General features: G+C 40.7%; 12 protein-coding genes. 7 read left to right on the forward strand and 5 right to left on the reverse strand.

From position 1 onward, the window contains the following. Nucleotides 1-2: 2 nt before the first annotated feature. The 3 genes from H5058_RS18450 to H5058_RS05235 all read right to left on the reverse strand — a co-directional run bounded on the left by H5058_RS18450 (nt 3) and on the right by H5058_RS05235 (nt 1,716). The gene (locus tag H5058_RS18450; protein ID WP_310735839.1) at nt 3-290 is read right to left on the reverse strand and encodes a 7TM diverse intracellular signaling domain-containing protein; all 288 of its coding nucleotides are present in this window, start codon (nt 288-290) and stop codon (nt 3-5) included. After that, entirely contained in the window at nt 239-523 is a 285-nt protein-coding gene (locus H5058_RS18455; RefSeq protein ID WP_024605797.1) for a hypothetical protein, read from the reverse strand. The genes H5058_RS18450 and H5058_RS18455 overlap by 52 nt, the downstream gene beginning before the upstream one ends. Before the next feature lie 296 nt (nt 524-819). Next, entirely contained in the window at nt 820-1,716 is an 897-nt protein-coding gene (locus H5058_RS05235; RefSeq protein WP_182677205.1) for an AraC family transcriptional regulator, read from the reverse strand. Nucleotides 1,717-1,900: 184 nt separating this feature from the next. Between H5058_RS05235 and H5058_RS05240 the strand changes: the two genes are divergently transcribed. After that, a complete protein-coding gene (locus H5058_RS05240) occupies nt 1,901-3,046 on the forward strand; it encodes an iron-containing alcohol dehydrogenase (protein ID WP_182677175.1) in 1,146 nt (381 codons plus the stop codon). Between the two features lie 59 nt (nt 3,047-3,105). Here H5058_RS05240 and H5058_RS05245 read toward each other — a convergent pair whose 3' ends face one another. Beyond that, nucleotides 3,106-3,492 carry a Cd(II)/Pb(II)-responsive transcriptional regulator gene (locus tag H5058_RS05245; RefSeq protein ID WP_011327275.1) on the reverse strand — a complete coding sequence of 129 codons (387 nt, stop codon included), beginning with the start codon at nt 3,490-3,492 and terminating at the stop codon, nt 3,106-3,108. A 97-nt stretch (nt 3,493-3,589) separates the two neighbouring features. Here H5058_RS05245 and H5058_RS05250 point away from each other — a divergent pair, with 97 nt between their 5' ends. The 4 genes from H5058_RS05250 (at nt 3,590) to H5058_RS05265 (ending at nt 9,710) form a co-directional block, all read left to right on the forward strand. After that, on the forward strand, nt 3,590-3,910 hold the full coding sequence (locus H5058_RS05250; protein WP_011327276.1) for a hypothetical protein: 321 nt from the start codon (nt 3,590-3,592) through the stop codon (nt 3,908-3,910). A gap of 165 nt (nt 3,911-4,075) precedes the next feature. Continuing rightward, nucleotides 4,076-5,341 carry a TolC family protein gene (locus H5058_RS05255; protein ID WP_182677177.1) on the forward strand — a complete coding sequence of 422 codons (1,266 nt, stop codon included), beginning with the start codon at nt 4,076-4,078 and terminating at the stop codon, nt 5,339-5,341. Then, complete coding sequence (locus H5058_RS05260; protein WP_182677179.1) at nt 5,338-6,564, forward strand: efflux RND transporter periplasmic adaptor subunit; 1,227 nt, start codon at nt 5,338-5,340, stop codon at nt 6,562-6,564. The genes H5058_RS05255 and H5058_RS05260 overlap by 4 nt, the downstream gene beginning before the upstream one ends. Nucleotides 6,565-6,572: 8 nt before the next feature. Further along, nucleotides 6,573-9,710 carry an efflux RND transporter permease subunit gene (locus H5058_RS05265; protein WP_182677181.1) on the forward strand — a complete coding sequence of 1,046 codons (3,138 nt, stop codon included), beginning with the start codon at nt 6,573-6,575 and terminating at the stop codon, nt 9,708-9,710. Between the two features lie 82 nt (nt 9,711-9,792). On the opposite strand, the gene H5058_RS05270 is transcribed toward H5058_RS05265, so the two are convergent. After that, nucleotides 9,793-11,028 carry a TMEM143 family protein gene (locus H5058_RS05270; RefSeq protein WP_182677183.1) on the reverse strand — a complete coding sequence of 412 codons (1,236 nt, stop codon included), beginning with the start codon at nt 11,026-11,028 and terminating at the stop codon, nt 9,793-9,795. Nucleotides 11,029-11,221: 193 nt separating this feature from the next. On the opposite strand from H5058_RS05270, the gene H5058_RS05275 reads away from it, so the two are divergent. Next, the gene (locus H5058_RS05275) at nt 11,222-11,806 is read left to right on the forward strand and encodes a YqaA family protein (RefSeq protein ID WP_182677185.1); all 585 of its coding nucleotides are present in this window, start codon (nt 11,222-11,224) and stop codon (nt 11,804-11,806) included. Nucleotides 11,807-11,846: 40 nt separating this feature from the next. Next, complete coding sequence (locus tag H5058_RS05280) at nt 11,847-14,486, forward strand: DUF2339 domain-containing protein (protein ID WP_182677187.1); 2,640 nt, start codon at nt 11,847-11,849, stop codon at nt 14,484-14,486. Nucleotides 14,487-14,502: the final 16 nt, after the last annotated feature.

The following is a 14,502-nucleotide window of genomic DNA, read 5'->3' on the forward strand; positions in this document are numbered from 1 at the left end:
TTTTAAATCTTACTTGTTTTTGGCCATCTATTGTTTAGTTCAAGTAATGCGCACATAAACCATGTAGCACTGAGTACTGTTAAACCTAAGCTGAGTAAGTACAAATCAAATAGGAGTGATGAAACGTGGTCAGTTATAAATAAATAGAGTTGGCCTTCTTGAAGCAAAATAAAGCTGCCAATACAAAAAATATAAGCGCTGTATAGCTTAAATATCTTGTTGTGAAGCCTGTAGCCCATTATAAATACGTAAAAAATGAGTGTGATACACAGCCCATAAAAAGCACCCATAATGAGATTATGTTGCTGTGTTTCTTTAAAAAAACTTGTGTATTTTGCCACTTAAAGCGTGGTGTATAGTTAAGTTTTGACTCAACTGTAATAATGGCTGTAAAGTTTCCTGAGTCCATTAAAAATGCCACTTGTGCCGATTTTAATGGCTGCTTTATTACACCGTTTTGCTGCCATGTAAAATCATCAAGACCTGGGCGCAAAAACGAAAGTACGCCGCCACGCTTTAACAAGCAGTCAAGCTGAAATTGGTTTGTACCGCGTTTTGCCTGAAGTTCAGAAGTTGTATTAGGTTGTAAAGATGATGGAGGGGACTGACTATTTAAGGGGGTAATATCGCAAAAATCGCCTGCATTGCTATTAAATGCTATTAAATAAAAAAAAGAAATACATATTTAGCACCTCCGTGTAAAATATTAGGAACTGTATTTTTATGATGTTTTTTGTCAGCCATAAGCACTTCCAAGCTCAACTACATTTTTTTATACTAGCAGAGCCCACCTATTTAGCTATTAGTTAATTAGTTAAATTAACTGTGTAATTGAGTTAATACTTCGCTAGGTGTTTTATTAAAGTGGCGTTTAAATTCGCGGCTAAATTGCGATGGGCTGGTATAGCCAACCTTTAATGCAGCTTCGTTGGCTTTACTTCCACTAGTGGTTATAAGTTCTTTAGCCTTAGCTAAGCGTACTTTTTTTAAATACTGTAGAGGGGATTCAAACGTTACTTGCCTAAAAGCACGATGAAACGACGATACGCTCATGTTTACATCTTCAGCTAACCCTTCAACCGTAATTTGATTGGCATAACTACTGTGCATAGTTGAGAGCGAACGGGCGATACGTGCATAATGCCCATCATGCATAGCAAGGCCAAATAAGGTATGTCCTTGGGGGCCGCAAAGTACACGGTATACTAATTCTTTTACTATATCTTCGCCAAATACTTGTGCTTCAAGTGGGTTATTTAACACGGTTAATAAACGCTTAGTTACCAGCTCCATCGCGTTATCGAGTTTAGCTGATTGCACGCCACTCATTTGCCCGCATGTTGGTGGCAGAGCAAATTGTTTATGCTCAGTCATTTGGTTAACGAGTTTGTGCAATAACGCAGGGTTAATATCAACAGCAATCCCAAGCACTGGTAAGTCGCCATCAGTAAAGGCTTCGCACTCTAGCGGTACAGGAACGCCCAATACTAAATAATCCCCCGCACCATATTGTATTTTATGATCTGTAAAATGAATTACTTTATGCCCTTGCCCGACCACAATAATCCCAGAGTTATAAATAAGCGGCTGTCGCGGCGAGCTTTTACTGGCGCGATGAAAATAGACTCCAGTAATAATGGTTTCCATCGTGCCTTCAAAATTGAGTAACTGATTGTGCTCTGCGTACTGCTGCAGCATATTGGCAATGGTGGGCATAAAAGCATCTTTACATGGCTGATTTTTACGTAAAATAACAATGTTGATAGTTTTAGGCAAGCTTTTGCGCGTTATTGTGCTTTTTTTATGTTTGTTTTGCCAGTAATATGCACTCATTGAAGCTTTACTTAGTGAGCAACTAAGTAAGTTGAACCATATTTAATCGTCACCCTAGGATAAAATAATGAAATTTAGCTACGTAAATCCAACACTAATTCAATTTGGCCAACAACAAATAGCCTCATTAACTGATTTGATCGCAAAAGATCAAAAAGTACTAGTTGTGTACGGCGGCGGATCAATTAAAAAGAACGGCGTATATGACCAAGTTGCAGCAGCACTTGAAGGTTTTGATTGGGTAGAGTTTTCGGGCGTTGGCGCTAACCCAACAATTGAAGTACTAGATCAAGCAGTAAAAATCTGTAAAGAACAAGACATCGACTTTGTACTAGGTGTTGGCGGCGGCTCAGTAATTGACGGCGTTAAATACATTGCAGCTTCAGCAGTATACGATGGCGAAGGTTGGGATATTCCTACTGGTAAGCATAAAGTAACTAGCGCATTACCAATTGGTGCAGTACTTACATTACCAGCTACAGGCTCAGAGTCTAACCAGGGCTCAGTAGTAAGCAAAGCAGCTACAAAAGAAAAACTCCCGTTTATGTCTCCAGCAGTACAACCTAAATTTGCGATTATGGACCCTGATGTAATGAAAACATTACCACAGCGTCAACTTGTAAATGGTTTAGTAGACGCATGGGTGCACACCTGTGAGCAGTACTTAACGTTCCCAGAAGGAGCATTAGTACAAGATGGTTACGCAGAAGCATTACTTAAAGCACTTAAAGTACTTGGCGATAACTTTGAAAACCAAGATGACGCATGGCGTGCAAATCTTATGTGGTCAGCGAATCAAGCATTAAACGGTTTGATTGGTTCTGGCGTATCGCAAGATTGGGCAACCCACATGATTGGTCACGAGCTTACCGCTGCATACGGTGTTGACCATGCACGTTCGCTTGCAATAGTTCAGCCTTCTTTACTACGCAATCAATTTGCAGTTAAAAAAGCAAAACTAGAGCAAATGGGCAAAAACGTATTTGGTCTTGAGCAATCTGACGACTTAGCAGAGCTAACAATTCAAGCAATTGAAGCGTTTTACCATAGCCTTGATGTAGCTACGCAGCTTACTGAACATGGTGAAGATAAAGCAGCAGCGATTGACAATATTATTGGCAAACTTGAAGCGCATGGCATGCTTGCCCTTGGTGAAAACCAAGCAATCACGCTAAAAGAAAGTCGTGAAATTTTAGAACAAGCAGTCGCTTAATTTAAAGTGTTATTAATAAAAACCGCTAGCCTTACAGGTTAGCGGTTTTTTTATATGTATTAACTATTTAATTCTTTTATTATTTGGCAGTCGTTTATAGTATTTGCGGTGCAGTTAGTTAATAAGCTGGCTAACGATACCTCGAGCTTTTTAAGTTCTTTTTGTGCCGCTCGTACTTTAATTAATTGGTTTTCGATAATATCGTCAACCTCAACACACGATTTATCGCCGTATGATTGCGCAACAAGTAGAGTTTTAATATCGTCTATTGGAATTTGTAAATCGCGACAGCGTCGAATAAAAATAAGACGCTCTGTATCTGCTTGGGTGTAGGTTCTATAGCCGTTGCTCTCTCTTTTTGGAGCAGGAATAAGGTTTATTTGTTCGTAATAGCGAATTGTTTTTGCATTAATATTAACTAAGTGAGCAAGTTGCTTGATTTGCATATTGACCTTCCAGTAACTAGAAGGTTTATTATGCTGCTGACTCCTTTTATATTCAAGTATTTAAAAGGGACTTCTTTTTAGAGTTTGTAGGCAGACAATGCATTCAAAGCGTTTTTTAATAGTGATACTTTTAGTACTTGTACACAGCTTTATTAGCTGTGATGGTGCTGCGTATCATTTACAAGAAGACGTGGATCACATAACCAGCGCGCAGTTACAAAGTAATATAACTGCCGATGGTAGCCAAAATGAGGCTCAAGCCTCTGCCGAAATTCATGCCCACCAACATTGTCATAGTGGCTATTACAGTACAGTAAATCATTCAATCAGCCCTGAGCAGAGTAACCCCGCGTTACCTGTACGCTATTGTGGATTAATTTATCCACCTATGTCGCGCCCTCCTATTTCACTTAGCTAGTTTTAATTTACCTTAATAAAATATGGTGCATTTTACTGCCTGCGTTTAGACGCTATATAGGCTGTGTTATATGCATATTTAGGTTGCTTACAAATTTACATTGCGATTTTTAATTTTAAATTATTTTGTAAGTTAACCCTGTTTGTTAAAAAACGGACAAGCTATATGAATAAAAAACCAATTATGCTGGTGGCACTACTTTGCGTGCTGCCGGTATTTAATGCGCTGGCTAATGTTAGTGCCAGTGAAAATATACTCACGCTTAAGCAAGCGCTGAGTAATACCGAGCAACAAAATCCGATATTAAAACGCTACCCCTATCATCAAAAAATATTGGGCGCGCTTAAATCACAAGCCACACTTTCGCCAAACCCTGTGCTTAGTGTTGCAGTTGAAAACGTGTTAGGCACCAATGATGCGCGTGGCGTAAAAGGCGCTGAAATAACGCTCGGGCTTAGCCAGCTTATTGAGCTGGGCGATAAACGCCAAAGTAGAGTAGGTTTTGCTACTGCAAATATTAAAGCGCAGGCTATACAGTATCAAAATACTCGTTTAGCGTTATTAGCTACCACCGCAGAGCGTTACTATAGCGCACTTAAATTTCAAACCTTATTAGCATTAAATGTTGAGCGAAAAAGCGTTGTAACACAGGCGCTCAAAACAATTGAGCAAAGAGCAAATGCCGGGGCTGTATCGCAAGCCGATGTAAGTCGTATGCGTTATGCACTTAGCCAAGTAGAGCTTGAGCAAGTAAAGCTAACAAGTGAGTTTGAGCGCGCGCGTTTATTACTTAATGAGCTTTGGATTGATGAGCAAAGTAGTGCTTTTTTAGCGGGGAATATTAACGTCATCACGCCGCTTAAATCACAGCAAGCGCTTTTAGATGCGGTAAATTTAGCACCTGAATTTGCCTTACTTCAGCAGCAATATATACAGCAAACGGCTAACTTAGCGCTGCAAAAAGCCAATGGGCAAAGCGATATTAATGTAGGTGGTGGTGTGCGTTACAACCCAAAAAATGACTCTAGCTCATTGTTGTTTTCGTTTTCTATGCCACTGCAAATCAGTAATGCTAATAGCGGTAATATTGCTGCAGCAGCAAGTGAACTTGCGCTTTTAAACCAGCAGCAAGGGCAGTTGCGAGTTCAGTTACGCCAGCAAGTACGTACTCTGTATGCTTATTATCAAGGGATAGCAAATCAAGCCACGTTATTAAATAAGCAAATAATTCCTCAGACACAAACATTGATTGAGCAAAGCTTAAACAGCTATCAACGCGGGCAAATTTCGGTGTTGCAGTTGCTCGATGCCCAGCAAGCACACTTTGACTCTAAACGCGCACTCATTGCAACCCACGCAGAGCTGTACCAAGTGCTACTTACTCTTGAGCGTTTAACTGGCCAATCTTTAATTGAGACTTACCAATCATGAATAAAAATATAATTGCATTATTAGTATCACTTTCACTTGCTGGCAGCGTGTTAAGCACCAGTGTACTTGCATTAGCCGAGCATGGAGAAACTGAGCAACAAGAGCAAGGTCCACACGGTGGTTTTTTATTAACTGACCCTAAATTAACCCTTGAGCTTAAATTACAAGAATTTGCCGGTAATGTTGAGCTGCGTATATACGCTTACAAGCAAAGCAAGCCAATTAATATAAGTGATTTAAACATAACAATGAGTTTAAAACGATTAGTTGAAGCGCCGCAAAATATACAGTTCATAACAGAGGGCGACTACCTTGTAAGCACGCAATCAATTAACGAACCGCATTCATTTGTACTTGCCGTTACTGCTAATTATAACGGTGAGAGTATTAGCTATGAGTACGAGCAACACGAAGGCCGTACCACGTTAACAGAGCGAGCTATTGAGCGCGCAGGTATTAAAACTGAGATAGCGCAAAGTGGTGAGGTAGATATTACCGACACGCTTTTTGGTGTTATTGCGCCAACCCAGCACGGCACAGTAGAAGTAATGGCGCCGTATACAGGATTGATCAGCGATATTTTTGTAAGCATTGGCCAAAGCGTTAAAAAAGGCGAGGCGCTTGTAAGTATCACTAACCGCGAAACACTGCAAAACTACACCATTAAAAGCCCTATTAGTGGCGTTGTAACTGAGCAATATTTAAAGCGTGGTGAGCTTGCAAGCACCAGCGCGCTGATGCAGGTAGTTAACCTTGATAAAGTATGGGTTGAGTTATCTGCTTTTCCTGAAAATATTGAAAAACTAGCCATAGGGCAAAGCGCTAAAGTGTACGACTTGCATCACCATTTAAATACGCAAGGCAAAGTGTTTTTTATAGCCCCAATGATGACTGGCGGGCACATAGCGCGTGCCCGTATAGAGCTTAATAACCCAGACGGGCATTGGCGCCCAGGCATGCATATAAATAGCGATGTAAGTGTGGCTAAAATAAATGCCAGCGTGCGGGTAAAGCCACAAGCAATTCAAGAATTTAACGGTCAACCCAGTGTGTTTGTTCGTAAAAATAATGTATTTGAAGTGCGTCCCGTTACCTTAGGTGCAAAAAATAGCGAGTGGGTAGAAGTACTTACAGGCTTAAACGCAGGTAGCGAATACGTAACAGACAATAGTTATGTCATTAAAGCTGATATTTTAAAAAGCGGCGCAAGCCACGCTCACTAGGAGGCACCATGATTAATTGGATAGTTTCTTTTGCGGTTAAACGCCGCATGCTGGTGCTTGCGCTTACATTTTTATTTGCTGGATTTGGTGTATACAACATTCAAAATTTAGCAGTAGACGCAGTACCCGATATAACTAACGTACAAGTGCAAATTAATACCAAAGCGCAGGGTTTTACGCCATTAGAGGTAGAGCAACGCATTACTTATTTGGTAGAAACCGCCATGGCGGGCATACCTAAGCTTGATTACACCCGTTCGCTTTCGCGTTATGGGCTTTCGCAAGTAACGGTTATTTTTAATGAAGGCACCGATATTTATTGGGCACGTCAGCAAATTGGTGAGCGTATTCAAAGTATTCGCTCCGACTTACCTAATAACGTAGAGCCAAACTTGGGTCCTATTGCCAGTGGTTTAGGCGAAATATTTACTTATAGTGTGCACGCCGCGCCTAATGCGTTAAAAGAAGATGGCACTGCCTACAACGCCGAAGACTTACGTACTTTGCAAGATTGGGTTATTCGTCCGCAGCTTTTAAAAGTAAAAGGCGTAACCGAAATAAACAGCCAAGGTGGTTTTGAGCGTCAATACCAAGTAGCGCCAGTGCCCGAAAAACTCATTGCCTATAAGCTTACTATTAGCGATGTAATTAGTGCACTTGAGGTTAATAACAGTAACCGAGGCGCAGGCTATATTGAACGCTTTGACGGGCAATATTTAGTACGCTCGCCTGGGCAGCTTAAAACCATTGATGACATAGCCAATACCGTTATAGCTAAGCGCGACGATGCACCTGTACGCATTAAAGATGTGGCTAACGTGTTTTTAGGCAAAGAGCTTAGAACCGGCGCGGCCACTTATAACGGCGAAGAAACCGTGCTCGGCACCGCCATGATGCTAATTGGCGAAAACAGCCGCATAGTGGCAAAAGCCATGGCTGATAAGTTAGTTGATGTGCAAAAAAGCTTACCCGCTGGCGTTATTGTTGAAGCGGTTTACGACCGCACAACTCTTGTTGATAAAACCATAGCAACCGTGCAAACCAACTTATTTGAAGGTGCCGTTTTAGTGATAGTAATTTTGCTATTACTGCTGGGTAATGTAACGGGCGCGCTTATTACGGCAATGGTTATTCCGTTGAGTATGTTGTTTGCCGTTACAGGTATGGTGGGTAATCGCGTATCGGGTAATCTAATGAGCCTAGGCGCAATCGACTTTGGTTTAATTGTTGATGGCGCTGTAATTGTTGTTGAAAACTGCCTGCGCCAACTCGGTGTAGCTCAGCATAAACATGGCAGGCTACTTACCTTAAACGAGCGTTTAAATGTAGTGACCGCAGCCACCAAAGAAGTATTTACACCGGCTGTGTTTGGCATTGTTATTATTATGCTGGTTTACTTACCTTTATTTGCACTAAGCGGCGTTGAAGGCAAAATGTTTCAGCCAATGGCATTTACTGTAGTTGCGGCGTTAATTGGCGCGCTTATATTTGGCGTTACCTTTGTACCTGCTGCTATTGCAGTGTTTGTTCGCGGTAAGGTTGATGAAACCGAAAATGCAGTCATGCGCGGCGTTAAAAAAGTGTATAAGCCATTACTTGGTATATCGCTTAAATTACCGTGGTTGATGGTGGGTATTGCCACGGCATTAGTATTGGTGCTTGGTTTTAAAGTTAAAAACATGGGCGCAGAATTTTTACCGAAACTTGATGAAGGCGATATTGCCATGCACGCGCTGCGCATTACTGGCACCGGTATTGAGCAATCTGTGCAAATGCAAAAAGAGCTTGAGCAAGCCATATTAGATCAGCCTGAGGTTGCTAACGTATTTTCAAAAATTGGTACTGCCGATGTAGCAAGCGATCCTATGCCGCCCAATGTTGCCGATACTTTTTTAATACTCAAACCGCAAGATGAGTGGCCTAATCCAGCACTTACTAAAGCAGAATTGGTTCAGCAAATTCGTACCCGTGTTAACGATGTCCCTGGTAATAATTACGAATTTACACAACCAATAGAAATGCGCTTTAATGAGTTAATTGCTGGCGTGCGCGCCGATGTGGCACTGCGTATTTATGGTGACGACTTAAGCGTACTTAAAGAGTTTGGCGAAAAAGCCACAGAGCTAATGCGTAATATTGCAGGTGCTACCGATGTACGTTTGGAGCAAATGGAAGGATTGCCAACACTTTCGGTAACACCAATGCGCGACCATATGGCGTTATTGGGTTTAAGCGTAAACGATATTCAACAAACACTTGCCGCCGCTGTTGGTGGTGTGCAAACCGGACTAATTTACGAAGGCGATAAACGTTTTTCGTTATTAGTACGCCTTGATAAACGTTGGTCTAGCGATGTATCAGCACTTGCTCGTTTGCCAGTTGCTTTACCTGAAGATAGTAACCCAGAACTTGCGTTTGTACCGCTTGGCGAAGTGGCAACAATTAGCATTGAAAAAGGGCCTAATCAAATAAACCGCGAAAGTGGTAAGCGTAACGTAGTGGTAACTGCCAATGTAGAGGGGCGCGATTTAGCAAGCTTTGTAAGTGATGCGCAAGCGAGCATGAATGAATCACTTAATTTACCAAGTGGCTATTGGCTTGAATACGGCGGCACGTTTGAGCAGCTACAATCAGCAAGTAAGCGATTGTCGTTGGTTGTGCCGGTCACTTTATTACTTATATTTGGCTTACTGTATAGCGCCTTTGGATCGCTTCGTGATTCATTGATTATATTTAGTGGCGTGCCATTGGCATTAACGGGAGGTGTGCTTGCGTTATTGCTGCGCGATATGCCGCTTTCAATATCAGCAGGTGTCGGCTTTATTGCTCTAAGTGGTGTCGCGGTATTAAACGGTGTGGTTATGCTGTCGTTTATTAAGCAATTACGAAGCGACGGCTTAAGCTTGTTTGAAGCAATTCACAGCGGCGCATTACAGCGCCTGCGCCCAGTACTGATGACGGCGCTGGTGGCAAGTTTAGGCTTTATACCTATGGCGCTTAATTCGGGAACGGGTTCTGAAGTGCAAAAACCTTTAGCAACGGTAGTGGTTGGCGGTATTATTTCATCAACTTTACTTACGCTGTTAATTTTGCCTGCGCTTTATAAGTTAGTGCATGCAAAGTTTAATAAGTATCAAGCAGCTTAGCTAGTTGCTGCTTAATATATAACGTAAAAGCAGCTGAAGTTTCAGCTGTTTTTTTTGAGTATTATTTAGCAAAAATACTACATTAATTATATTGAAACAGATTATCCCAACGCTCATCTAATATCGTTTTTGCGTGTTCTAAATTTATTGCGCTATACACATCACTAGTGCACGTTACCAAACGCATACGTACCAGCTTTTCAAGTGCGTCGCTAATTTCAAAATCAAGATCGCACTGGTATTTTCTTTTAAACCAATGCTCTATTTGTTCATCAAGCGTTTGGGCGGTTAAGCCGCTTTCTGATTTTAGTAAAAAGGTATACGCAAGCAGCGCTTCTTTTATGTCTTCTTCTTCGGCGGCGTCAATAAGCGTGTGAAAAACACCCGCGTTGTTATCAAGGTTTTTAAAGTAGAGATTATCGCTAAGCGCTTTCATAAATTTAATTTTACGGTTTTTAAACTTACTCCATTCTTTAAAAATAAAGCTGCCAAATACTCCCATGCCAATAGCAAAGGTAATAAAGTGTTGTTGGGTCATTTCTACAGCTTCACTTCTAAAACCACCCCAAAAAGCAAACAGAGCAAGCAATAATACGATTGATGCGCCAAGTTTGGTTATAAGTACCACTGCACCGCCAACTAAAGCCGATGAGCCAATAATTGCTTTATCAATAGGGCGCATGCGTACTTCGCTATTAGGAAATAGCATTTCGAGATCGGCCTTTGGCACATTTTGAAACAGCTTTACTATGGTTGAGCTTGGCTCAAATCCCAGTGGCGCTTTGTTTTTAGCTTCAAAATAAGCGCTGTCTTTAAAGCGAATAAACACGGCAACACGGTCGTAATTAGTAAAGTGCAGCGGTTTTTTACGAAGGCCCCAAAAGCTGGTAATGGTTTCAGTGAGTTGCGACTCGCCACGGCGATAAAAAACCACTTCTTCAAAGTCGTCAAATTCAACTTCAAGGCGCACCTTAAATAGTGACTCTTCGTTTAATGCATCTTGTAAGTCTTCATTGGTGATCACTTCAAAATTAGCGGCATTAAGCACCTTAGCAAAATCTTTAGCAAACTCATGTTGGCACTGCGCTTTTTGATCCGCCGATACTGGCGCTAACGATCGCGTGTCACTGTTGGGATCAAAAGGGGCGTAGTTGTTTTTAAGTGACTCAAGTGTTGCGTGGTAATCGTAATGAATAAGGCTGGCTAATAAATCACAAAACTGTTTAAACGATGTTTGTTGTGTGTTGTTATTGAGCTCTTCGCTACACATATCAACAATATCTTGCTTTCTGAAGGGAATAAAACGCGCACTTTGCATAAATTAATAACTACTGTAATAAGTAAATTCAATGATATAACTCAATAATAAAAGATCGCCGTAGCTATTACCAATTTGTTAATAATTAAAGTGTTTTATAACTAACGGTGTATATTTTCAGTCTAGATTAACTTAAGTATGTAATGATAAAGCATCTGAAATCGCGTTTTATTCACAATGAAAGGGAGTTATTATGGCGATTCAAAAAAAGCTTAAACAAAAAACACGTAATTTTATTGAATCTAAGCATATGCTCAGTGGCATTACCGTGGCGTCGTTTTTAGAGTCGACCATAGTACCTATTCCGCTTGAAGCTGTTTTAGTACCCTTAATGCAAGCACGTCGAGAAAAATTATGGCTTATTGCTTTAATGGCCACTTTGGGATGTATTGTGGGGGCGTTATTTGGTTATGCGCTGGGTTATTACTTATTTGATGCCGTTGGCGATTGGATCATTAATAGTTTTTCAAGCCCCGAGCAGTTTGAAAATGTTAAGCAACAAATGCACAATCAAGGCTTTTGGTTTGTAATAACGCTAGGCATAGTGCCTATTCCATTTCAAATAGCCATGCTGGCAGCGGGTGCGACTAAATATTCCCTCGGGTTATTTTTATTAGCCAGCGCAATTTCGCGTGCTATACGATATTTTGCTTTAGCGGTAGTCGTTTATTATGCCGGTAATAAAGCTGAGCAACTTATTAGCAAACATAAAACTAAAGCCATGATTACTTTAACTGTTTTTGTAATCGGTATATGGTGGGTAACAACGGTAATTTAATACCGCTAATTTACATTAAATAAAATAATAAGAGTATGCCATGGATGAGTTGATTGGGTTAGCTGGGCTATTTATATTAGCGATAATAGCAGGCGCTATTTGCGGGTTTATTGCACTTACACAGCTTAAAAGCTTAAGGCAACAAGTTGTACAGTTAACAGCTAAAGTAAATAGTTTACTCCAGCAACAAGAGCAATTAGCACCGCTTGCTAGTAAGCAAGCGCCACCGCAAACGCAACCACAAGTAAGCACACCAGCATCCGTTTCAGCGCAAGTAAAAACCGCGGTTATAAGCGGCAATGAAGTTGCAGTTACAAAAACAGCTAAAACAAATACCTTCCCTAAAAAACCTAGCGTTTTAAATATATTATTTAATAAATTACGTGCAGGGTTTGAAGAAAACTGGATGACCTGGATAGGCGCGATAGCGCTTGCGTTTGGCGGTATTTTTTTAGCAAAATACAGTTTAGAAGCCGGGTTACTTTCGCCCGTTATGCGGTTGAGTTTAGGTGCATTATTTGGCCTTGGTTTAATAGCAGCCGCTGGGTATTTACATTATAAACGCATTATATTTGAAGGGTTTAATAACTATATTCCGGCAGCCCTTGCTAGTGGCGGCTTTATTACTTGCTTTGCGCTAGCCTTACTAGCTTACAGTAACTACGCCATGCTTAGCTCCACAGTTGCATTTGTGCTGTTGGCGATTATTGCTTTAAGTGCAAGCGTTATGGCAATTAAGTTTGGTCCTTTACTTGCTGTTTTGGGCATTATTGGCGCCTACAGCGTGCCTATTTGGGTTAGTAGTAATAGCGTTAATTTATTTTCTTTATTTATGTATGTTGGCTTTGTTAGTTTATTTGCCGCCATAGTGGCGCACCAAGTACAGCGTATTTGGCTGTGGTATTTACTCTGGGCAGGGCACGTTTTTTGGTACTTAGCGGGTTTTGTTTTACTTGAAAGCAGCACCATTTGGCTACTGGGTGTTTATGCAGTCGCCAGTATTATTGGTCTTATAGCTATCCCTCGGTTAGGGGTAAGGTTTGCGCTAATTGAGTTTCGACCGCACAGCTTAAAGCGTTTAATTAACGTACTGCCCGATCACCCGTTAATGTTAGTGTTTACCGTACCGTTTATTTTGATGATGCTATTGCATAGGTTTGACATGCAGTTTCAGATATTTAGCTTAATAACTTTAGTGTTAATGCTGTTTTTAGTACTAAAAAATAGCCGCTGGGATTTATGGCAAGCTGTGTGTTTAGTAATAGCCTTTATCGTTTTAGTCAGTACTCAGCAAACTTTTGATTATGATGATGCCTTGTTTATATTTAAACAAGAATATGGACTAGGCTTAGTGCTAGGTTTTGCCTTGACTGCTTATGGCCTTTATTTTGGTCGTAAGTTTCCTAAGCGCTTGGCATTTCATATTACCGGCGCATTTAGTTTATTTTTAATGATAGCCACTTTATACGCACTAATTCCTAATTCAGCGTTAAGTACAGCGTATCCGCTTTGGGCAGTTATATTACTTGTTGGTAGTGCTGTTTTAATAAAAAGTGCGCAGCACAGTGCTAGTTTGTATCAGCGTTTTACCTACTGGATAGCAGCAAATGCTAATATTACGCTCGCGATTACTATGCTATTAAACGACAGTGGCTTAACCATAGCGCTGGCTATTCAAGTGTTATTGATTAGCTTGCTGATCAAACGCCACAGCATACCTATACCACATTGGCCTATTAAAGCACTGGTGGCAGCATTATTATTGCGACTAACTTTCTCACCTTGGACACCAAGTTACGAGGCTCTTACTATTTTTGGTTTGCACTGGAGTATAGTGGTGTACCCGCTGTGTACGGTGCTATTTTATGTTGCAGCAAGATGTTTTAACACATCAAAAATGCAGTTATGGCTAGAAGGTGCAGCGCTGCATTGCTTGGCATTATTTATTACCACCGAAACCAGTTATCAACTAGTAGGGCATTATCCACAATTTGATTCATTGAGTTTTTACGAGCAAGTACTACTGGTTTGTAACTGGCTTGGGTTAGGTTGTGTGTATTTATATCGCGCGCGAATAGCAGGGAGTTTAGCAAAACTGTATCGCTTTGGCGGCTTTGCATTGGCGGGCTTAGCTGGTGTGTTTGCACTAAAAACCTTAGTTGACGAGAATCCGTTATTGAGTGCGATAGATATTGGTGCTGCGCCAATATTTAACTGGTTATTGTTATTATGGTTAGTACCTGCAGGGTTAACTTTATGGTTAGCAAGGTTACTTAAAACTATAAATAGCAAAACTATAAATACTAAGATAATTGCAATAGTTCTCGCAATTGCGGGGGCATTTACCTTTTTAGCAATTAACAGTTTAATTCGTCAATATTGGCAAGGGGCGTATATTTACTTATCTAAGGGGGTAGGTAACGCTGAGCTTTATAGCTATTCTATTATTTGGCTGGTACTAGGAGCGAGTACCGTTATTGTGGGCCATCTTAAAAATCAGCTACTAATACAAAAAGTAGGTTTAGGCTTATTGGCCGCGGTTATCTTAAAAGTATTTTTAATCGATATGGCAAACTTAACTGGTTTATTAAAAGCGGTATCGTTTATTGGATTAGGGTTATCTTTAGTAGGGCTTAGCTGGTTGTTTCAAAAGCTGAGAAGCCGCGCCAATCTGGCTTAATCCTTTATAAACTAAC

This window comes from Pseudoalteromonas sp. SR45-4 (genome assembly GCF_014163535.1).
GTDB classification, from domain to species: Bacteria; Pseudomonadota; Gammaproteobacteria; order Enterobacterales; family Alteromonadaceae; genus Pseudoalteromonas; species Pseudoalteromonas nigrifaciens.